The following is a 22100-nucleotide window of genomic DNA, read 5'->3' as shown; positions in this document are numbered from 1 at the left end:
AAAAAAATGACAAAAATAATAATATTGGCAGGATTGACTCCAGGGGTTTTTGTTCAATTAAGAGCATTCGCTTTTTTGTTAACGTAGAGGTTCATGGAATACTAAGGTACAAGATACTAGAACCTAATATTGAAACATCAGTATGGTTTTTCGTATGTATACAAAGGAGGTACAGAAGTTACATGAATAAGCTCTTAAATTTTCTGTTTCTATGCTCAACCCCAAGTAAATAAACGGAAAGGTACACTGTAACCATCTGCTAAAGGTTTAGTCAGCGTGAGGAACCACATTTATCTTGACTGAAGGGGAGGTTTGAAACTAAGATCGCCTTAATCAACATATACACTTTGTGTTATTTTAAGTACATACTAATCAAATGGAATAATGTAAATGGGAGAGGAAAGAAGATGGATAATCAATATTTTGTAGGCTGGGGAACTCTCGCCTTGATAAATGCTGGGCTTGCTCAAGGAAAGAACAGGACGGGACTAAACTGGTTTTTTCTTTCTCTAATAATAGGGCCAATAGCCACACTAATACTTTTATTTGTGGAAAAAAGAAAGCAGATCGTACCTTGAGATAATGTGGTATTAGTGATCCACTAAAAGAGGGCGCTGGCTGAACAGGGGTCCATCACTTAATTCATTAACGGAGCAGGCTTGGTTAATAATCAAAGACAAATACTATACATAACTTACAAAAAAGCTTAGAGCCAAATCATCTCTAAGCTTTTTTGTATTCTATTTTTTTACATGTCTTAAAACACTTTTTAAAGGGTTCCTTCGATTTTCTAAGATATCACTTTCTTTTGTACAGATGCTTCAGTCACTTTCGGTTTGATATAAATAATACTTCCGATAAATACGGCTAGTACATTAAGGAATAGGGTCAAACCTACGACACCAGCGGCGTGCAGGGATTCATAGAACATTGCGTTAACGACAACTAGCACGGCAGTGGCAGCCAGCACAACGGCTCCTTTAACAGAGCGGTCGTTGGTAATCTTCCAATTTCCATAGTTGAAGGCAACGGTAAACAGGACCATGACAAGAATATTGACGCTCATTCCTACCCAAACCGGATGGATGTTCAAGAAGAAATCAGCCGGGTGCCAATTACTTAAGTGATACCAGGTTAATCCTGCTGCGAACCCGCCAAACAGGGAACCGAGGACGGCTCGTTTTGTGACAAGCGGCCAGAATAATGCGGCCACTACTGGTGCGAAAGTGGCCGAGTTTCTCATTGTCCAGGCGAGTACGTTCCACCAGGCAGATTGTTCTGTGCGCAGGAAGCCGAAGATGATCATGAGTCCTGTCAGCAACAGCAGCGACCATTTGGTGTATTTAACAAGCTGTTCTGGAGATGCACCAGGGAAAATGGCGCTTCCGACGTCTTTTCCAAGACTGGTTGCCCCTGAGAACTGACAAGGAGCACCCCACCCGAGAGCACATGCCCAAATGCCTAAGAAGAATAGGCCCACGAAAGGAGCAGGCAGTACTTCCATGAGATATTGGGGAAGAGCAACGAGTCCGAGACTTGCGTCAGGAACGACCGCAGCGGCTGACAAGCCAAATAGAATACCTAATAGAATAAAAGGAACACTCATCACTTCTGCAACAATTAAGCCTTTGCGACCTTCTTCAGGTGTTTTACAGGATAAGGCCATCTGAAAAGCGGCTTGCGCTAAAATCACGTTTACTAGGAAAGTGGCAAACCATACGAGGATCACTTGAAGGCCGGCGCCACCCCAATCAAACATGCTCGGCTGATCGGCTGCAAGCTGCTGTAATCCGGAGATGCCTGGGTTGATAAAGAAAGCCACAGTTCCAATAATGAACATAATGGCAAAAATAATCGTGTTCATGGTTTGTGTAAAGGCAACCGCCCACATACCGCCTGACTGCAAATAAACAAATAGTAAAATAGCCGTAAAAGCGACGGACAAGGATAACGAAACGCCGGTAAACACATGAAAGGCAGAAGCAAAAGCAATCGCTGTAGCGACGGACCACATTGGGAAGGCGAATGCTGTAATCGCACCTGATAAAGCTTTAGCACGTCTGCCGAATTGATCTCCGATTAATCCTGAGATCGTTACAACTAACTTTTCACGGAATGATTTAATTAATAATAGCGCAATCAGTAAGACTTGCAAGGTTTCGGCGACACCGTACCATATGGCTGAAATTCCTGTAAGATAGGAAAGTTCGACAATCGATATGTACGTTGAACCCGAGAAAAGGCCGGTTATACAAAAGGCCACCGTCCACCATCTAAATGTCCGTCCCCCTACGAAATATTGCTCGCCGCGGTTGGCTTTTCGTTTCGCAATATTACCCACGATGATGAGGGCGAGCGTGTATAATAAGGCGAGTGAAATCATCCAAATTCCATATGAACTCATGTTTGTACCTCCTTGTTGATTTTCCAAATGACTTCAATTTCTACGTTTGCATCCTTAAACAAGTTGTAAGCCGGGCAGCGTTTTTGAACGTGTTGAATAAAATCTTCTTCGTCTACTTCTTCCTGCGCAAATGTAACGTCCACCTTAAGCGTTGCCGTTTGAAAGTGGGGGCTCACATCAACGGTCCGAACAGTCCTCTGCGATCGATGGCTCCACTTGAAGAAGCCTCCAGCTTTTCAATGGTTAACTCTTTTTCCTTTGCCACCATTTCAACAACGATCATGAAACATCCGTTTAGCGATCCAATGATATATTCCATAGGAGTTAACGCTTCATTAGAACCGCCAAGCTTCTCAGGTTCATCAATCGTAAACGTAAAATCCCGAATGGCGTGCTCATTCTGAAACTGGCTGGTGCGCTTGCTTAGTGTGTCAATGGAACGTAATGCTGACTTCTTCTGTGTTTGCTGATCGACCATTTCATTTCCCTCCATTTTTGAATATAAAAAAACCCTTCTACTTTTCTGTAAGAAAAATAGAAGGGTTGGTTTGAACGTCCCGGCTCTTATCTTTCAGACAGAAAATGTCTGCTGGAATGAGCACCTTGTTTTTTAAACAGGTTGCCGCGGGATCAAAGGACCAGTTTCCTCCACCGCTCTTGATAAGAAGATTATGAATTTAACGAATATTCTACTTGTAAACTTAATCATCTGTCAACTGCTTTTTAGAAAATAGCTTTGGAAACAAGAAGAGACAGGGTGAGCGATCCGTTTAACGGTTGCCAGGTTTAGGAAAAAGAGTTTAACCCGCCTGACGTCTTTGTTCTTTTTGCCCAAGCTTACCGCCGAACTCATTTATGAAAATAGCCGCAAGGATCAAAATAATGCCGGTCCACTGGACAAGAGTGACCGTTTCTGAAAGGATCAGCATAGCTGAAATAATCGCCACCGGAAGTTCCACAGAGCTCAGCACATTAGCGAGCCGGCCTGAAATAAGGGGAGCACCTCCTGCGAAAAACAGGGGAGGTATAACGGCACCGACAAGCGCAATCCCAGCACCTATCGCCCATAAGCGCGTGTCCAGGACGGGAATGGTGGGGATGTCGCGGATGAACACAAGCATCACGAGCACTAAAGATCCTGTCACCATAAGAGAACTTCGCAATATAGGGTGGGAGTTGACAGCCACCTGACCGCTGAAAAAAATAAAGCCGGCATAGGCAAACCCTGACAGCAGTCCGAGTATAAGACCGATCGGGTGTAAATCCAGACCATCACCGCCTGTAAGTCCGGAAGCTAACACGACTCCTGTAAGTGTGACGGCCAATGAAATCAAGTGGAGGCGTTCGGGTGGAGTTTTCGTGAAAATCCATTCATACAGCATACCGATCCAAACAAATTGGAAAAGCAGAATAATCGCAATAGAGGCAGGGAGGTACTGCATAGCTCCGTAATAAAAAATACCCGTCAGTCCCACCGTGCTGCCCGTGGCGATAATTTTGACAAGATCTGATTTCTGAATTTCTTTAATACGAAGTCCTTTCCAAAGAGACAAGCCCCACAGGAAGACAAAGGCGGCGAGCATTTGGACTATATTTAACTGACCCAGGGAGTATCCGTATTGAAAGCCTGTTTTTACAAATATGGGGGTAAATCCAAAGCTTGCCGCCCCCAGGAAGACCAGGGTGATTCCTTTCCCATTCATTGCTTAAAACCTCCGATCCTAACGATCTGCTTCTATTATTCGACACACTGATGCTATTATTTCAAAGCCCCCTTGAAAACTCAATGTAAAAGAGGAAAATAATTCAAGTATGTCGTATTTTGAGGTGAATGCTTGCAAATCATAGCGATAAATGTAAAACGATTTTTACAGGGATTTTCTCCCTTTCGTCGAAATGATTGGTATAAGGAAATCACTATAAATCAGAAAAAAAGGGAGTGTTCGTGGGGATGTTCAAGAATAGTCTATTAAAGTTAATGCCGTATAAAGAGCAGGGTATGGTGGAAACGAATCTGGTCAATGTGATGAAGCGTTTGAAAATTGAGGATTTTACATTCAACTGGGACCGCAGCAGTTGTTATGTGGAATTTAGTTATAAAGAAGAGCCATATAAACTGGAACATTCGTTAGAAAAAGCGCGGAAACAAGGGATCATCTTAAAAAATGGGATGGATTGTTTAATAGAACTGACTCAGTCACTTGAAGATTTATGCGTAATTATTGACCGTGGCACCTATAAGTTCGAGACTTGGATATCCGGCATGAAGCAGCAAGAAGCTATGAATGAGACCCCTATTTATCAAGAAGAGTTTCATATCAGTTACAAATCTACCGGCGAACAGGCTAAAAAGGAAGTTTCCAAACAGGAATCTTCAGATCTGGAAGAGCCATCTTCTGATAGAAACGAACAGCTTTTCCCTTTTGGACCTGAACTGTCACTCAAAGATTTTTATTTAAATCAAATCACTCAAAGTGCGGAGCGGAAATTATAGGATAGTCAGCCAACTGATTTGTATAAGTATATAAAAAAGAACTCCCCAATCAGGAGTTCTTTTTTAATGGTCCTGCCAACCTCCATGTTAAATGTTGAAGAAAAGCTCCCGTTTCTTTAAGACTCAGTTTCGAGATAACTCGGGTCCATTGCCAGAAAAAGGAGGGGGCGGCTACGGAAACAACTCGCTTTCCTGCGGGGGAACTGGCAAGCCTCCTCAGTCGTTAACACTCCTTGTGGGGTCTCGCCTCGCTCCTTCTCCCGCGGGAGTCTCGTCGTTTCCCTGGAGCCCCTATCTCTACAAAATATCTCGAAACTGAGTCTTAAAGTATACGGCCCTTTAGTGCAACAAGCGTATTTGAAAGTCAACAACATTGTTTAACAGACGCCTTTCACTATATAAACTTATCTCTTCATTCCGCTTACAGACTTAGCTGTACTTTCCTGAATACGCAGTTCAAAGAAAAAGTCAGGTCCTTTGTTTAAAGGACCTGGCTCTCTGCGCTCATTTAAATAGACCAGAAGGTTTGAAAAACGCCTCCGGTATTGAGAAGTGAATCATCTGAAACGGGTATCAATGACTCACTACTGTATTCATACTAGTTATAAAAAGAAGCTCCAACAATAATCAATAGAATGAACAAAACAACGATCAAGACGAAAGTACTACCTCCGTAGTTTCCGCCACCGCCGCCGTATCCACAGCCACCATACCAGCCCATATCTTCACCACCTTTTTTTGTCCTATACGATAGGCTATGAAAATTCAGGCAAGTTGGGAGGGCGGATGACCAGGGTGGTTTTAAAATAAATCAGGAGCCCTTTTGAATGCGTTCTTGTTCATTACGGTCATTTAATTCACTCGGACGGAGCAAGCCGGACGTTATCGCTTGTTTGTAAATGCTCCAGAAGGTTTGCTTTAATTTTCTGCCCATGTTCTACCATGGTCATGTCGGTGATATCAAGTTCCATCATCGTCCTCTGCTGTTCCATAATTTTTTCCGAAGATCCTTCTGTGTTTGCGCTTAACTGCTGAGTGAGCCGGTGGATTTCCGCGAATTTCTCCTGGGTCTTATCCTTTTCGTTCATAACATCAGCGGAATGAATCTGCACTTGTTTGGATTGGACATGGAGTTCAGAAATATTTTCAATAACCTGATCGAAAATCCCAGTCATCTCTTCGGCTTTCTCTTTCCCTGAATTTAGGGCTTCTGTTTCCGTATCATACGACTTTTTCTGGTCAGAAATACTTGCGTTGACCTGGCTGATGACATTTTCAATCGTAGCGGCACTCTCTTTCACCTGAGCGGAGAGCTTACGGATTTCGTCTGCTACGACACCGAAGCCTTTTCCATGCTCACCTGCTCTTGCTGCCTCAATAGAAGCATTTAAGGCCAGCAGATTGGTCTGATTGGAAATGTATTCGATAGCTCCGAGTGCTTCCGTTACTTTTTTCATTTGTTTCAGAAGTTTCTCATTAAAACTGCCAAATAGTTAGGTGAACCGTATGATCTCGGTAAACACATGATTAAATTCATTCACTTTTTCTTTCCCGTCATTCGACAAAGAGCGGACATTTTCAGACGTTGAAGCAGAGGTTTCAATGATATCACCGAGAGACTGGATCATTTCATTGATGCTTTCCATCTGGCTCTGGAACTGTATTAAGTGTTCACCTTCGATCTGGATGTCTTCTACCATTTCCATTAACTGCGTACTGACCTGCTCAGAAGACTAGGTTACTTGTTAATTCATCTTATTCAAATGTTCACTATGTGCTTCGACGTGCCGAAGTTCTTTCAGGGAGTGACGGATAGATTCATATTCACTTTCTTTTTCTTCCCTATGAGCTTGCTCTTCCTGCCAATTACGGCTCTTTGCAGTGGTAAAAAGCAAGATCAGAACGACGACAGTTATAATGGTCAATCCTCCGGAAATCGAGAGCCCGGCTGCGGGCGTGAAATGGAAGGATAGACTGTAACATAAAGCACCATAAATGATTATGGCTAAGCTGATAGATAAAGGTGAGAGATCGTTTCAGTTTCATAAAAATGCTCGCTTTCTTTTAGAATTAATGATTCTGTCCAGACGGAAGGAGAAGGGTAGGCCGACTCCATACATCATCACAATTTTTGCGGGCGAAGAAAAATTCCTGAGTATTTAGTCAGTAATTTTCATCATAAGTTCGTTGTAAGTAATCAAAATTACCTGTTAAAAAAAACCTATTAAATTGGATCCGTATCCTTTCTTTTATTCCATCGGATGATTGACTGAAGAGTAAAGATAAATGCAAAAATTAAGATAAAAAAGAAAAAAAGAAAGTACGCTTGAAGCCGCATACCTCATGGCATACAAGCATGTAAGCGCTTCACTTTTATGCTGAATAATCTAAGTGTTCAGAAAATTTACTTAAAACCTGTTGACCTTCTGGCGAAATCCGTTTAAAGTAGTCCTCAATCAACTTCACCGGTAATTCTCTGAAACGCCAACGGAAGGTTGATCATGTGGAAGGACCCCTATGGGACCCTGCTCATATAAACGAATGTAATTTCCCTGAGTCAGGGTCCACTATTTTTTCCTTCATAAATCTATCGTTTCAAACATTAAATATATAAAAGAAAGGAGTGCTAAGGATGAGCAGCCAATGGATTTATTTAAGCGGCGAATTTGTAAATAAGAATGAGGCCGTCGTATCCGTTTACGACCACGGTTTCTTATATGGAGACGGGGTATTCGAAGGTATTCGAGTCTATGAAGGCAACATCTTCAAATTAGACGAACATTTAAACCGCCTCTATGATTCAGCAAAATCAATCATGCTTCAGATGCCTTATGAGAAGGAGGAGATGAAAGAGATTATTGCTGAAACCGTCCGCAAGAACCAGTTGGAAACAGCTTACATTCGAGTGGTTGTCTCCCGGGGAATGGGTAATCTCGGTTTAGACCCTTCCAGTTGTTCAAATCCAAGAGTGGTTGTCATTGCTGAAGCACTTGCTTTGTTTCCGAAAGAACTATATGAGCGCGGGGTAAGGCTCGCATCGGTTTCCAGCAGACGAAACCGTCCAGACGTACTTCCGCCTCAAGTGAAATCATTAAACTATTTAAATAATATTCTAGTGAAAATGGAAGCAAATCAGGCTGGAGTAGACGAAGCGCTGATGATGAATGATCAAGGCTACGTAACAGAAGGCTCAGCAGACAATATTTTTATCGTAAAAAACAGTACCATCTATACACCCCCTACTTATTTAGGGGCGCTGGAAGGCATTACAAGAAATGCGATCATTGATCTTGCTAATGAGAAAGGCTACGAGATGAAAGAACAGCCATTTACTCGTCACGATGTGTACGTTGCTGATGAAGTATTTCTCACTGGCACAGCAGCCGAGGTCATTGCAGTGGTAGAAGTGGATCAGCGTCCGGTCGGGGATGGAAAGCCAGGGGTAGTAACCAACCACCTGCTTTCTGAATTCCGCAAGATTACGACAACGGATGGCTATAAAGTGTATAACAAAGATAAAGTTCAAGTAAGCTAGACTTTAAAAAGTTAATAGAGACTAACACGAAGACGGGAATAAAGGAATAAGTTCTTGTATTCACAGAGAGCCGGGGTTGCTGGAAGCCCGGAAATACATCTTATTCTGACATCATCCTTGAGTGTTCACGCTGAACGGTTTACTAGTAGGCGGGACCAGGTGTTTTTATTCGCACCTGTTATCAAAAGGAGTTCTAAGAGAACTCCCTGAGGTGAAGCTTATACGCTTCACGAAACGAGGGTGGTACCGTGAAAGTAAAAGACCTTTTCACCCCTCTCTTTCCTTATACCGACGTGTATATGAGGAAGTGAGGATGGAAAGGTCTTTTTTATTTTAATAATAGTGGAAGAGATTGGCCGCAGTGATTTTCTAAATACTCTAAGGAGGGATTAAAAAATGAAGGCAGAGGCAAGTGTGAAAGAGCAGGCAGTCACTAAGACAGGAGCGGATTTGCTGGTTGAATCCTTGATTGAACAAGGTGTCGATACTTTATTTGGTTACCCGGGAGGTGCCGTTCTCCCAATTTACGATGCCATTTTCCGGGCAGAAGGAAGCTTTGATCACGTCCTTCCCCGTCATGAACAGGGAGCGATTCACGCAGCTGAAGGATATGCTCGAGTAGCGAACCGTGCAGGCGTTGTTATTGGTACTTCAGGGCCGGGGGCAACCAACCTGGTAACCGGCATTGCGGATGCGATGATGGACTCGATCCCACTGGTTGTTTTTACAGGCCAGGTAGCCAAAGGAGTCATTGGAACGGATGCTTTCCAGGAGTCAGACATTATGGGCATCACGACCCCAATAACGAAACACAATTATCAGGTTCAAAATATCGAGGAGCTTCCGCGGATTGTGAAAGAAGCCTTTCACATTGCCACTACCGGGCGTCCGGGACCAGTGGTAGTTGATATACCAAAAGATATCTCGGCTGAAGTTTATGCAAAGGATGTTATTCATCACTTTCATCTTCCTGGATATCAACCGACGCTGAAACCGAATCCACTCCAGATCTCGAAGCTTCACGAAGCGCTAACGCAGGCGAAAAAACCTGTCATCCTTACGGGTTCAGGTATCATCCATGCAGGAGCTTCGGAAGAACTTAGAACTTTCGCAAGAAACTATGAAATCCCGGTCGTATCTACCTTGCTAGGCCTTGGAAGTTATCCTGGCAGCGATCGTTTATCGCTGGGCATGGGAGGCATGCATGGAACGTACGCTGCCAATATGGCCCTATATGAATGTGATCTTCTTATCAACATCGGTGCTCGCTTTGATGATCGTCTTACAGGCAACTTAAAGCATTTTGCACCAACAGCCAAAGTGGCTCACGTCGATATCGATCCGGCAGAAATCGGGAAAAACGTTCCGACATCAATCCCGATCGTATCCGATGCCAAGGCGGCTTTGAAGGCGTTAAATAACAAAGAAGTAACGAAGCTTGATCATAAGGAATGGCTCGATCAGAGCTGGGCACGTAAAGCGGACTATCCATTGTGGTATCACCAGAAAGACAAAGATATTGTTCCGCAGTGGCTTGTGAAGAAAGTATATGACTATACCCGCGGTGAAGCAGTAGTAACCACCGACGTTGGCCAGCATCAGATGTGGGCGGCTCAGTACTACCATTTTGATCAGCCGAACCGCTGGGTAACATCAGGCGGACTTGGCACGATGGGGTATGGATTCCCGGCAGCCATCGGCGCACAGCTTGCGGATATGGAATCCACCTGCGTAGCTATCGTAGGTGACGGCGGCTTCCAAATGACACTTCAAGAACTGTCCGTTCTTCAGGAACGCGGATTGCCGGTGAAGATCATCATTGTAAATAATCAGGCGCTCGGCATGGTGCGTCAGTGGCAGGAGAAGTTTTACGACGGTCGTTTCTCTTCCTCCATCATTGATACGCAGCCTGACTTCGTAAAACTTGCGGAGAGTTATCAAATCCCTGGTTATTACATTGATTCACCGAAAACGCTTGAAGAGGTTCTTCCGGACATCCTTGCAGATGATAAGCCGGCCGTTGTAGATTGCCGAGTACTTCAAAGTGAAAATGTGTATCCAATGATTGCACCAGGCAAAGGACTACACGAAATGATCGGGGTGAAACCATGAAAAGGATTGTAACTGCGATTGTCCATAATCGCAGCGGCGTATTAAACCGAGTAACCGGGCTGCTCGCTAAACGGCAGTTCAATATTGAAAGTATTTCCGTCGGCCGCACTGAAACAGAGGGCGTTTCCAAAATGACGTTCGTGGTCGATGTGGAAGATAACCGTAAACTTGAACAGCTGACCAAACAGCTGAATAAACAGATTGATGTACTGAAGGTTTCCGATATTACAGACAAAGCGATTGTCGCTCGGGAACTCGCCCTGGTAAAAGTGATCAGCAACCCGCAGATACGAAGTGAAATCCAGGGCATTATCGAACCGTTCCGGGCTACGATCATTGACGTAAGTAAAGAAAGCGTAACGGTCCAGGTCACAGGAAAATCCGATAAGGTCGATGCGCTGATCGAACTCTTACGACCTTATGGAGTCAAAGAGCTTGCAAGAACCGGCTTAACTGCCTTTAAACGGGGTCATCAGCCTCAATCAGCAGAAGTAAAATCTTATTCTCTATTAAACTAATTACTCTATTACAGAAAGGAAGATTTTAAATGGCACATGTTTACTACCACAACGATATCAAAGATGAGGTTCTACAAAATAAGAAGGTTGCCGTTGTAGGCTATGGCTCCCAGGGCCACGCTCACGCACAGAACTTAAAGGAAAGCGGCCACAACGTTGTCGTTGGCTTAAGAAAAGGGAAGTCATGGGATAAAGCGGAACAGGATGGACTGGAAGTAAAAGAAGTAGCGGACGCTGTAGCAGATGCTGACGTAGTTATGGTTCTTTTACCAGACGAACACCAGCCAACCGTTTTTGAGGAATCCATCAAGCCGAACTTGAAAGAAAATGCAGCTCTTGCATTTGCACACGGCTTCAACGTTCACTTCAACCAGGTCGTTCCTCCATCTAACGTAGATGTATTCCTGGTAGCTCCAAAAGGGCCGGGACACCTTGTAAGAAGAACATTTGAAGAAGGAGCCGGCGTACCAGCACTTATCGGAGTCGAGCAGGACGTATCAGGAGAAGCAAAAGAAATCGCATTAGCTTACGCTAAAGGCATCGGCGGCGGCCGTGCCGGTGTTCTGGAAACAAGCTTCCAGGAAGAAACGGAAACGGATCTATTCGGTGAGCAGGCTGTACTATGCGGTGGACTAACAAGTCTTGTCAAAGCCGGTTTTGAAACATTAACCGAAGCAGGATACCAGCCGGAAGTTGCGTACTTCGAATGTATGCACGAGCTGAAGCTAATCGTTGACTTGATGTATGAAGGCGGACTTGAAGGCATGCGTTATTCTATCTCTGACACAGCTCAATGGGGCGACTTCGTATCTGGCCCGCGCGTCATCAACGAAGATACAAAAGCCCGCATGAAAGATGTGCTGCAGGACATCCAGACTGGTAAATTTGCAAAAGGCTGGATCTTAGAAAATAAAGTGAATCGTCCGGAATTCGAAGCAATCAACAACTTGGAGAGCAATCATCCAATTGAAAAGGTGGGTAGAGAACTCCGAGAGTTAATGCCTTTTGTTAAGAAATCCCAATCTAAAGAAAAGGAAGTGGTCTCTCATGGCTCACGTTAACGTATTCGATACAACTCTTAGAGACGGAGAACAGTCAGCTGGCGTAAACTTGGACCGCCTGGAAAAATTGGAGATTGCGAAGCAGCTGGAACGCCTTGGGGTAGACATTATGGAAGCGGGTTTTCCTGCTTCCTCCCAGGGAGAATTTGAATCCGTCCGTGAGATTGCGAACACGGTGAGAAACGTTTCAGTTACGGGCCTTGCGAGAGCTCACAAGAAAGATATCGACATTGCCTGGGAAGCCTTGAAAGGCGGAGCAGAGCCTAGACTTCATGTGTTCTTGGCTACCTCAGCCATTCATATGACTCATAAGCTTAAGAAAACACCAGATGAAGTGGTGGAAACAGCGGTAGAAGCTGTATCTTACGCGAAAGAGAAATTCCCTCACGTGCAGTGGTCTGCAGAAGATGCGAGCCGTACCGATATCGATTTCCTTGTTCATATCATTGAAAAAGTGATTGATGCTGGTGCATCCGTGATTAACCTTCCGGATACGGTTGGGTATTCAACGCCGGATGAATACGGGCGCATGTTCCGTGAAGTAAGAGAACGCGTTCCGAATATTGATCAGGCGATTCTTTCGGCTCACTGCCACGATGATCTAGGCATGGCCGTCAGCAACTCCATTGCTGCTATTGAAAACGGAGTGCGCCAGATCGAAGGTACGATCAACGGAATTGGCGAACGTGCTGGAAACGCGGCCCTTGAAGAAATCGGAGTCGCTCTTGAAATCCGCAAAGACCGTTACGATTATCAAACGAACCTTGTCTTGAAAGAAATTAAAAGAACAAGTGATTTGGTCAGCCGTATGACCGGAATGATGGTTCCAGGTAACAAAGCGGTTGTCGGCCGTAACGCATTTGCTCACGAATCCGGTATTCACCAGGACGGTATGCTGAAAGATGCTTCCACTTACGAAATTATCACACCAGCGATGGTGGGAATCGATTCCAATCGTATGGTTATGGGTAAACACTCTGGCCGTCACGCTTTCAAACAAAAAGCTGAATCGATGGGCTATGAACTGACAGACGAGAAATTGAAAGAAGCGTTCGAATCATTCAAGAACTTAACGGCGAAGAAGAAAGAAGTCACAGACGACGACTTGTTTGCCATCTTGACTGATACGCAGACCGAAGACAAAGATCAGCCGAAATACGAGTTGAAAGCCTTCCAGGTTCAATACGGAAGCATCAATCGACCGACGGCCACCGTACTTCTTACCAAACCGGATGGCGAAGAAGTCGAGAAAGCCAATACAGGCGACGGCAGTGTAGAAGCCATCTACAACACGCTGGATGACTTGATCGATGCCGACGTGCATCTGCAGGACTATCAGTTAAGCTCGATTGGTAGAGGGAGAGATGCACTGGCTGAAGTACACGTCCAGCTAACCGTAGATGATGTGAAAGCTTCCGGACGCGGATCTGCTCAGGACGTTCTTGAAGCATCTGCTCATGCTTTCTTAAACGCCGTAAACCGCACATTATATAGAAAGAACACGGAACCAGTTCAAAAGCAGGTTCAAGTATAAAGGGGGAAATCTTATGAAAAAGCACATTGTACTTTTACCGGGAGACGGGATCGGTCCCGAAGTTACCAAAGCCGCTAAGCGCGTGCTTGAAACGATAGCTGAGCAGCATCAGCATACGTTCACCTTCGAAACACAGAACATCGGAGGGAGCGCCATTGATCAGGACGGCACCCCTTTACCGGAAGATACAATTGAAGCTTGTCATAAAGCGGATGCTGTATTTTTAGGCGCTGTAGGAGGGCCGAAGTGGGATGACCTGCCCGGCCATATGCGCCCTGAAAAAGGACTGCTTGGCATTCGCAAACAGCTGGGATTATTCGCTAATCTGCGCCCCGTAAAGGCATTCCAGCAGCTTCTCCATGCCTCCCCCTTAAAGCCTGAAGTCGTCACAGGAAGTGATCTGCTGATCGTACGTGAGTTGACAGGAGGCCTCTACTTCGGGGAACCGAGCGAGAGAAGAAATAACGGTGCGGAAGTCGTCGATACGCTTGCTTACTCAAGACATGAAATCGAGCGGATCGTTGAACAGGCTTTCCAGAGTGCAAGACTAAGAAGAAACCATCTGACCTCCGTGGATAAAGCAAACGTATTAGAATCGAGCCGCATGTGGCGCGAAATTGTTGAAGAGAAAAAGCAGGATTATCCGGAAGTAACGGTTGAGCATATGCTTGTCGATGCTGCAGCGATGAAGCTCGTAACGAATCCTTCGTACTTTGACGTCATTGTGACAGAGAACATGTTTGGAGACATTTTAAGTGATGAAGCGTCTGTATTAACCGGATCGCTTGGTATGCTTCCGTCGGCAAGCATCAGAAAAGACGGCGTCGGTTTATATGAGCCGGTTCACGGCTCAGCGCCTGACATTGCCGGTCAAAACAAAGCGAATCCACTGGCATCGATTTTATCCGTTGCGATGATGCTGAAGCATTCTTTCAAAATGGAAGAAGAAGCTGAACAAGTTGAGAAAGCGGTCCAGGACGTGTTAGCAGCTCGTTACCATACCTCAGATCTCAACATTAACGGAGGTATCCCGGTCAGCGGAAGTGAACTTGCCAATAAAGTGATTGAACAATTAAGCACGAGTGACACGACTGAAAATATCATGAGGTGCTACGTGTAATATTCGAAGAAGGGAGCGGTACACATTGAGTCAACCGAAAACAATTATTGAAAAAGTTTGGGATCAGCATGTCGTTCATAAAGAAGAAGGGAAGCCGAACCTCCTCTATATCGACTTGCATCTGATTCATGAGGTAACCTCTCCCCAGGCGTTTGAAGGTCTGCGCCTGAGCGGGAGGAAAGTCCGCCGGCCGGACCTGACGTATGCCACCATGGATCATAACGTTCCGACCATTCACAGAAACGTCATTAAAGATCAGATTTCCAAGAAACAAATGGAGACGCTCGAAAAAAACTGTGAGGAATTTGGTATCAGCCTGGCCGATATTAATCACCCGGATCAAGGGATTGTCCACGTTATTGGACCAGAGCTAGGGTTAACACAGCCGGGCAAAACCATTGTCTGCGGCGATAGCCATACCTCTACTCACGGAGCTTTTGGTGCATTAGCTTTCGGAATCGGTACAAGTGAAGTGGAACACGTGCTTGCGACGCAGTCGATCTGGCAGGCGCCACCGAAGACGCTTCAGGTTCATATCGATGGCAGGTTAGGAACAGGCGTAACAGCGAAAGACTTGATCCTCGCCGTTATTGGCCGTTTCGGTGTTCGATTCGGAACCGGCCACGTCATTGAATATACAGGCGAAGCGATCCGTAACTTGTCCATGGAAGAACGAATGACGATTTGCAACATGTCCATTGAAGCAGGAGCAAGAGCCGGACTGATCAGCCCGGACGAGACTACGGTCGAGTACTTGAGAGGGAAACGTTACGTGCCTGAAGGAGAAGAATTTGATAAAGCTGCCCAGCAGTGGCTGAACCTGGCATCGGATCCAGGAGCACGGTACGATATGGAGCTTGAAATACACGCCGATGAAATCGAGCCGCAAGTCACCTGGGGAACAAATCCTTCTCATTGTGTACCTGTTTCCGCTCAAGTACCAGATCCACTCGATGCCGAAACTGATGATGAAAGAGACAGCATCGAGCGTGCGCTGGAGTACATGGGACTGGAAGCGAATCAAACCATTCAGTCCATTCCTATTGAGCATGTTTTTATCGGTTCCTGCACGAACTCAAGGATCAGCGATTTGAGAAAAGCGGCTGATATTGTGAAAGGCGGCCGTGTCCATGAAGGGATTAGAGCCCTTGTCGTACCAGGCTCCCAATCGGTGAAGCTGGCGGCTGAAGAAGAAGGATTGGACAAGGTATTCATTGACGCCGGTTTCGAATGGAGAGACGCAGGCTGCAGCATGTGCCTGGCGATGAATGATGATATCGTACCACCTGGTGAACGCTGTGCCTCAACATCGAACCGAAACTTTGAAGGACGTCAGGGAAATGGAGCCAGAACCCATCTGGTCAGTCCTGAAATGGCAGCAGCTGCTGCACTTGAAGGCCGCTTCGTAGACGTCAGAAAACAGATGAGTACCGTTTAGGAGGGTGAGCAGATGGAACCTTTGAAAAAGCATCACGGAATCGTCTATCCACTGAATCGATCCAACGTTGATACCGATCAGATTATTCCTAAGCAATTTCTGAAGCGGATTGAACGAACCGGATTTGGACAGTTTCTTTTTTACAACTGGCGTTTTAACGACGACGGTTCGCTAAAAGAGAACTTTTCATTAAATGATCCCAAGTATAAAGATGCCTCGATCCTGGTGGGAGGTGAAAACTTCGGCTGCGGCTCTTCAAGAGAGCACGCACCCTGGGCGATTCAAGATTATGGTTTTAAAGTAGTGATTGCTCCGAGTTTTGCCGATATCTTCTATAATAACTGCTTTAAAAATGGAATTCTGCCGATTCAGCTGCCGAATTCCGCTGTAGAAAAATTAATGAAAAAAGCAGACGAAGAAACTTATGGATTATCGGTTGATTTGGAAAAACAAGTCGTTTATGGTAGAGAAATGGAAGTTAATTTTGATATCCAGCAGTATCATAAAGAAATGTTACTCAATGGCTGGGATGAAATCGCGGTCACCTTGACCCACGAAGACAAAATTGACCAATACGAAAATAATACAAAGGGAGTGAAGACGTTGGGGATTTCTTAACGCTAGCTAAAGTGATGGAGGCTCATGAAAAATTACAAGGAGTGGTGCACCGGACTCCGCTTGAGACCTCCTCTACATTTAATCAGCAAGCCGGTCAAACCGTCTATCTCAAGATGGAAAATCAGCAGAAAACAGGAGCTTTTAAAGTACGGGGAGCTTCTTATAAAGTGGCCTGCTTGTCAGAAGAGGAAGCCGAACGAGGGGTTATTGCCGCTTCAGCCGGCAACCATGCCCAGGGCGTCGCTGTAGCCGCCCGTAAAAGAGGAATCAGTGCCCGCATATTTATGCCGGAAGCGACGCCGAAAGCTAAGGTGGAAGCGACAGAAGGGTATGGTGCCACTGTGGTATTAACCGGAGAATCGTTTCAGGAAGCTTATACCGCTGCTCTTGTTGAACAAAAAGAGAGTGGTGCGACTTTTCTTCATCCATTTGATGATTACGAGGTCATGGCCGGACAAGCGACGATCGCGGTGGAAATGCTGCAGCAGCAGCCGGACATCGATACGCTGTTTGTGCCCATTGGCGGCGGCGGATTAATCAGCGGAGTGTCCTTTGCAGCTAAGCAGCTGAAACCGGATATTCAGGTAATCGGCGTACAGGCTGCCGAAGCTTCATGTGTCTATAACTCTTTTTACAAAAAAGGACCTGAAAAACTAACATCAGTCGCTACCATTGCTGATGGGATTGCCGTCAAGGAAAAAGGAAAACTTACCTATCCTTGTATCCAGAAATATGTGGATCAGGTAATCACTGTAGAAGAGCATGAAATCGCTCAAACGATGCTTCACTTGCTGGAACGAGAAAAAACGCTGGTGGAAGGTGCGGGAGCTTCTGCTCTAGCAGGAGCCCTGTATCACCAGGGAGAATTTCAAAGTAAACAGGCGGGTGTGATTGTAAGTGGCGGAAATATGGATATATCCAAACTTCCCTCTATTTATCAAGCAGCGCGCCCAAAGCAAGCAGCGTTAGTTTAAGAAGATAAGGTAAAGGAACAGATGCTCCTGACGGGGCATCTGTTTTTATTTGGCGGAACTTCATTAAATGATAAGGGGAAACCTCCTTGGTTTCCCCTTATCATTTAAATATGCATCCTTGGATCCATTTGACGTTGTGCTGGCGTTTTTCTCATTTCTAGAGGAGGTGTTCCATGCATATAGTCGGGTGCAGGGTTTAAAGATGGTTTCTGACCCATAGCTTCAGGATTTTGGATGTATTCAAAATGCCCCTGGCCATCAAGCGTCTGTCCGCTTGCCCATCTGCCTACACGACTTTCTTCTCCTTCTGAGTAATTCATGAATGAGTAGGATACTTCCTGTTTTTCATACTGTTGGTTAAATGTGCTTGGTACGACTGATCCCTGGGTTTGTTCAAGTTCTTCGATGGCTGCCATCCATTGATTCTGGTGCATAGTATCCCTTGCAATCAGGAACGACAGCATATCTCTAACCCCGGGGTCTGTCGTCATCTCATAAAGACGGCATACTTGCAGCCTTCCTTGAGATTCCGCATTTAAATTGGCACGAAAGTCTGCCAGCAAGTTTCCACTGGCAATGGTATAACGTGCTGACCATGGGTAACCCACACTGTCATTTGGCTGGGCCCCCAATCCATTTACAATCGCGTGCTGTGGGTTCATTCCGCCCAGAACAGCTTCTACCGCCGGGTCTTGTGCGGCCTGGTCCTGATCGCCTGCAGGGGCACCATCCAGAAGCTGAGCAATCATGGTTGCAATCATTTCTACGTGGGCAATTTCCTCTGTACCAATATCAAGGATCATGTCTCGATATTTGTCTTCCGCACGGCAATTCCACCCTTGGAAAAGATATTGCATCATAACTGACATTTCCCCGTACTGACCTCCCAGGATCTCCTGGAGCTTCTTAGCATACACCGGGTCCGGCTGGCTTGGTTTGGCATTATATTGTAATTCTTTTATATGATAAAACAAACGTTTTCCTCCTCAACGATATTAATGAAGCATTACTTATTATCCAAGGAGGACGGTAAACTCATACGAACCAATATTCGCCTGCTCGTTATTTGTTTTAAGTGATCCTATAACTTACATTTACTTTAGGTAACTCTTATAAAAGATTGGCACTGTTAAGGATTATTGTTGATTTTTCATAAGATGTTTATTACGCAATAGGGCCGGATACGTGAAGACTCGAATGCAAGATAAATGGGGTCCGTTGCCGAAAAGTAGATGAGTGTGGCTACAGAAACAACTCGCTTTCCTGCGGGGGAACTGGCAAGCCTCCTCGGTCGCTGTCACTCCCTGTGGGGTCTCGCCTAGCTCCTTCTCCCGCGGGAGTCTCCTTGTTTCCTTCGCCACCCTATGATTGAAGAGCGAACGGACCCTTCTATATGCGAAAAGGAGAGTTTGATCCGCCTCAAATGCCTATATAACGGGATTCATATAGCTGGATAAGCTCATTGTTAATAATGTCTCTCCACCATAAACCAGAGTTTTTTAAACATGATTTCGAGCTCCATATTTCGCAAGGTCCGGAGGGGAACGGGGAGACTCCTGTGGGATAAACATGATCGGTGAGACCCCGGAAAGCTTTAGCTTGAGGAGGCTCAGCACAAGGGATGTTCAACTAAGATCGCCACGTCCTGTGGCAACGTCGAACGACCCTGCGTCGTGCAGGGCCGGAAAGCGAGTCGTTCCCCGCAGGACCTAACTCTCTCACTAAATATCTCAAATCTGAGTCTTACAGTATCGGGAGCTTAACTTTCACATCAATCATTGACTTCATGGTCTGAAAGGTGGCTGAATTTCCTAAGGTTTTAGCACTACTTTGATACAATTGTCTTCCTTTTTGTTAAAGATTTCATAGCCGTGAGCAGCATGATCCAGGGCCATTTCATGAGTGATTATTTTTCTGGGGTCAATTTCACCACGTATGATTTGCTTGTAAAGGGGTTCCATAAAAGAACGTGCATGGGCCTGTCCCATTTTCAATTGAATGTTACGTGAAAAAAAGGCACCTAAAGGGAAAAGGTTATAATTTCCTCCGTACACTCCAGTAATTTGAACGGTTCCACACTTTTTCACCGCTTTTGTGGCTATTTGAATGGGGCCAATCGTTCCTCCCTGCAATTTTAATTTTTGCTCCACGAATTCCAAGGGAGACTTCTTGCCGTCCATACCTACACAGTCAATGACGATATCGGCGCCACCCTTTGTGATTTCCTTCAGTGTTTCGCCCATATCTGGATATTGGGTGAAATTAAAAATCTCTGTTTTATTCATTCTCTTGGAATGCTGCAGACGATTTTCAATATAATCAACAGCGATTACGCGTTCGGCTCCCTTTTGCCAGGCAAACTGCTGGGCCATCAAGCCGATCGGGCCACAACCAAGAACGATCACCGTATCTCCTGATTTCACGCCAGCATTTTCTACACTCCAGTATGCTGTCGGAAGAACGTCAGAGAGAAATAGAAGAGACTCATCCTCTAATTCACAGGACTCTGGAATTTTAAAGGGTGTATAATTTCCAAAAGGTACACGCAGATATTCAGCCTGGCCTCCGGGGTGATCTCCGAATTTTTCACTATAGCCAAAATACCCTCCGGAATCATAATGAGGATTTGCGTGATCGCATTGACTTTCACGATGAGAGTCGCAATAAATACACTGCCCGCATGCCACTGTAAATGGAATGACGACTCTATCCCCTCTTTTTAAATTTCTTACTTTAGGGCCGATTTCCTCGACAACTCCCATGGGTTCATGTCCAATGATGTAACCAATTGGAAGAGGAAAGTTCCCCTGATACAAATGCAAATCTGACCCGCATATCGCAGTTGAAGTAATACGGATAATCACATCTTCTTCATGTTCTATTTTGGGAAAGGGGACCTGTTTGACCGCAACAGAGTTTTTCCCTTGATACGTAACGGCTTTCATTATATGACTCACCTCTAGTTTATACTTAACCCTGTTAGTGTGACCTCTCATTGAAGGGTTCATTCCAATTAATTTCGAGGGTGTTCTAAGTAGTCTTAGGCTTAAAAAACTCCGTTAAATGTTCCTTTGAACAAATGAGTGAAAAGTTACTAGATTAACTATTAAATGCCTTATGATTATGATTGACAGAGGGATAGGGGTTCGTTATGATTGGTAGTACAATGAAAATGAGAATCTTTATCAATTAAAGTCTGTTTATACATAGAACGGCTCAGGTTGAAAGGGTTAATTTTTAGGAGAGGGTGTAAGAAATATGAAAAAAATAGGATGGCTTATCCTGGTATTATTAGTCGTTACGTTAACCGCCTGCGGAAATGGAGCGGATGAGGGTGGCGAAGCTTCTGAAGGCTCAGGAGATCAGTCCAAAGAAGCGAAGGAAGAAGAAAAAGATGAACAGCGCACTATAAATATTCAGGATGCAATGGGAGAGAAGACGATCGAAGGAACTCCTGAAAACATCGTCGTTTTAGAATGGACCTATGCTGAAGATCTGCAGGCGCTTGGAATGGAGCCTGCGGGTGTGGCTGATCTGGACGGCTATGGCAAGTGGGTCGATGCAGGTAAATCGTTAAGCGATTCGGTTGAAGATGTAGGCACACGTCAGGAGCCTAATCTGGAAGCCATTTCCCGGTTGGATCCCGACTTAATTATCGGCGTGAAATTCCGCCACGAGGCAATTGCTGATCAGCTGGAAGATATTGCGCCAACCGTAATGTTTGCTCCTTATTCCGAGGAAGCGGCGAAAGACCAGTATCAGAATATGCTGGACGAGTTCAATACGGTAGCTAAAATTACAGGTAAAGAAGATCAAGCTAAAAAAGTGGTTAAAGACATGGAGAAAACGTTCCGTGAGCAGCAGGCACGCATAACTGAAGCCGGCAAGGAAGATACGGAATATGTAATGACTCAAGCTTTTACATCTCAAAACACACCAACATTGAGACTTTTCACACCTAATTCTATCGTTTCAAAAGTAATGAAGAACATTGGTTTGCAAAACGCTCATCAACCAGACAAAACTGAGGTTTACGGATACACATCCACAACTGTGGAGACTCTCCAGAATTATCAGGATGCTCATTTCTTCTACATTGTGCAGGAAGAAGATAACATCTTCACAAATCAGCTGAAAGGCAATCCTGCCTGGGAGGACCTTAAATTTGTTCAGGAAGATCGCACATACAAGATGCCGGGAGATACTTGGACCTTCGGCGGGCCACTATCGGCTGAGGTACTAGCGAAGCAAGTGACCGATGCGATGCTGAACGAAAACCAAAGCGAGTGAAG

General features: G+C 45.1%; 21 protein-coding genes and 1 riboswitch. Of the genes, 11 read left to right on the top strand and 10 right to left on the bottom strand.

The window, feature by feature from the left end:
• Nucleotides 1-790 precede the first annotated feature (790 nt).
• The 4 genes from ACTWPM_RS07890 to ACTWPM_RS07875 all read right to left on the bottom strand — a co-directional run bounded on the left by ACTWPM_RS07890 (nt 791) and on the right by ACTWPM_RS07875 (nt 4107).
• A complete protein-coding gene (locus ACTWPM_RS07890) occupies nt 791-2404 on the bottom strand; it encodes a sodium:solute symporter family protein (protein WP_443132515.1) in 1614 nt (537 codons plus the stop codon).
• Nucleotides 2401-2547: a hypothetical protein gene (locus ACTWPM_RS07885; RefSeq protein WP_443132514.1), complete on the bottom strand. Its 147-nt coding sequence runs from the start codon at nt 2545-2547 to the stop codon at nt 2401-2403. Before ACTWPM_RS07885 ends, ACTWPM_RS07890 begins: the two co-directional genes overlap by 4 nt.
• Nucleotides 2548-2576: 29 nt before the next feature.
• Nucleotides 2577-2882 (bottom strand): OsmC family protein, encoded by a 306-nt coding sequence (locus ACTWPM_RS07880; RefSeq protein ID WP_443132513.1) that lies wholly within the window; start codon nt 2880-2882, stop codon nt 2577-2579.
• An 83-nt stretch (nt 2883-2965) separates the two neighbouring features.
• Nucleotides 2966-3071: riboswitch (SAM riboswitch) on the bottom strand.
• Nucleotides 3072-3204: 133 nt separating this feature from the next.
• A complete protein-coding gene (locus tag ACTWPM_RS07875) occupies nt 3205-4107 on the bottom strand; it encodes an EamA family transporter (protein ID WP_443132512.1) in 903 nt (300 codons plus the stop codon).
• Nucleotides 4108-4355: 248 nt separating this feature from the next.
• Between ACTWPM_RS07875 and ACTWPM_RS07870 the strand changes: the two genes are divergently transcribed.
• A complete protein-coding gene (locus ACTWPM_RS07870) occupies nt 4356-4898 on the top strand; it encodes a hypothetical protein (RefSeq protein WP_443132511.1) in 543 nt (180 codons plus the stop codon).
• Nucleotides 4899-5496: 598 nt separating this feature from the next.
• Here ACTWPM_RS07870 and ACTWPM_RS07865 read toward each other — a convergent pair.
• The 4 genes from ACTWPM_RS07865 to ACTWPM_RS07850 form a co-directional block, all read right to left on the bottom strand.
• Complete coding sequence (locus ACTWPM_RS07865) at nt 5497-5619, bottom strand: YjcZ family sporulation protein (protein ID WP_443132510.1); 123 nt, start codon at nt 5617-5619, stop codon at nt 5497-5499.
• A gap of 136 nt (nt 5620-5755) precedes the next feature.
• Entirely contained in the window at nt 5756-6364 is a 609-nt protein-coding gene (locus ACTWPM_RS07860) for a methyl-accepting chemotaxis protein (RefSeq protein WP_443132605.1), read from the bottom strand.
• Nucleotides 6365-6391: 27 nt separating this feature from the next.
• Entirely contained in the window at nt 6392-6604 is a 213-nt protein-coding gene (locus tag ACTWPM_RS07855) for a hypothetical protein (protein WP_443132509.1), read from the bottom strand.
• A gap of 39 nt (nt 6605-6643) precedes the next feature.
• The gene (locus ACTWPM_RS07850; RefSeq protein WP_443132508.1) at nt 6644-6823 is read right to left on the bottom strand and encodes a hypothetical protein; all 180 of its coding nucleotides are present in this window, start codon (nt 6821-6823) and stop codon (nt 6644-6646) included.
• A gap of 707 nt (nt 6824-7530) precedes the next feature.
• On the opposite strand from ACTWPM_RS07850, the gene ilvE reads away from it, so the two are divergent.
• The 9 genes from ilvE (at nt 7531) to ilvA (ending at nt 17808) form a co-directional block, all read left to right on the top strand.
• Entirely contained in the window at nt 7531-8433 is a 903-nt protein-coding gene (ilvE, locus tag ACTWPM_RS07845) for a branched-chain-amino-acid transaminase (protein ID WP_443132507.1), read from the top strand.
• A 396-nt stretch (nt 8434-8829) separates the two neighbouring features.
• A complete protein-coding gene (gene ilvB, locus ACTWPM_RS07840) occupies nt 8830-10545 on the top strand; it encodes a biosynthetic-type acetolactate synthase large subunit (RefSeq protein WP_443132506.1) in 1716 nt (571 codons plus the stop codon).
• Nucleotides 10542-11063: an acetolactate synthase small subunit gene (ilvN, locus tag ACTWPM_RS07835; protein WP_443132505.1), complete on the top strand. Its 522-nt coding sequence runs from the start codon at nt 10542-10544 to the stop codon at nt 11061-11063. Before ilvB ends, ilvN begins: the two co-directional genes overlap by 4 nt.
• 29 nt (nt 11064-11092) lie before the next feature.
• A complete protein-coding gene (ilvC, locus tag ACTWPM_RS07830; protein ID WP_014642813.1) occupies nt 11093-12124 on the top strand; it encodes a ketol-acid reductoisomerase in 1032 nt (343 codons plus the stop codon).
• Nucleotides 12111-13658, top strand: coding sequence for a 2-isopropylmalate synthase (locus ACTWPM_RS07825; protein ID WP_443132504.1), 1548 nt, complete (start codon nt 12111-12113; stop codon nt 13656-13658). The genes ilvC and ACTWPM_RS07825 overlap by 14 nt, the downstream gene beginning before the upstream one ends.
• 13 nt (nt 13659-13671) lie before the next feature.
• A complete protein-coding gene (gene leuB / locus ACTWPM_RS07820) occupies nt 13672-14778 on the top strand; it encodes a 3-isopropylmalate dehydrogenase (RefSeq protein ID WP_443132503.1) in 1107 nt (368 codons plus the stop codon).
• A gap of 25 nt (nt 14779-14803) precedes the next feature.
• The gene (gene leuC / locus ACTWPM_RS07815) at nt 14804-16216 is read left to right on the top strand and encodes a 3-isopropylmalate dehydratase large subunit (protein ID WP_443132502.1); all 1413 of its coding nucleotides are present in this window, start codon (nt 14804-14806) and stop codon (nt 16214-16216) included.
• A gap of 12 nt (nt 16217-16228) precedes the next feature.
• Entirely contained in the window at nt 16229-16834 is a 606-nt protein-coding gene (gene leuD, locus ACTWPM_RS07810) for a 3-isopropylmalate dehydratase small subunit (RefSeq protein ID WP_443132501.1), read from the top strand.
• Between the two features lie 14 nt (nt 16835-16848).
• Nucleotides 16849-17808, top strand: a complete 960-nt coding sequence (gene ilvA, locus ACTWPM_RS07805) for a threonine ammonia-lyase (protein WP_443132500.1) — start codon at nt 16849-16851, stop codon at nt 17806-17808.
• 104 nt (nt 17809-17912) lie between these two features.
• On the opposite strand, the gene ACTWPM_RS07800 is transcribed toward ilvA, so the two are convergent.
• Nucleotides 17913-18782 carry a manganese catalase family protein gene (locus tag ACTWPM_RS07800; protein ID WP_443132499.1) on the bottom strand — a complete coding sequence of 290 codons (870 nt, stop codon included), beginning with the start codon at nt 18780-18782 and terminating at the stop codon, nt 17913-17915.
• 837 nt (nt 18783-19619) lie between these two features.
• Complete coding sequence (locus ACTWPM_RS07795) at nt 19620-20753, bottom strand: zinc-dependent alcohol dehydrogenase (protein ID WP_443132498.1); 1134 nt, start codon at nt 20751-20753, stop codon at nt 19620-19622.
• 313 nt (nt 20754-21066) lie between these two features.
• On the opposite strand from ACTWPM_RS07795, the gene ACTWPM_RS07790 reads away from it, so the two are divergent.
• Nucleotides 21067-22098, top strand: a complete 1032-nt coding sequence (locus tag ACTWPM_RS07790; protein ID WP_443132497.1) for an ABC transporter substrate-binding protein — start codon at nt 21067-21069, stop codon at nt 22096-22098.
• Nucleotides 22099-22100 lie beyond the last annotated feature (2 nt).

Origin of the sequence: Halobacillus sp. K22 (genome assembly GCF_052246795.1) — a bacterium.
Classification (GTDB): Bacteria; Bacillota; Bacilli; order Bacillales; family Halobacillaceae; genus Halobacillus.
The sequence above is the reverse complement of the archived record's forward strand: the minus strand, read 5'-3'. Positions and strand labels throughout refer to the sequence as shown.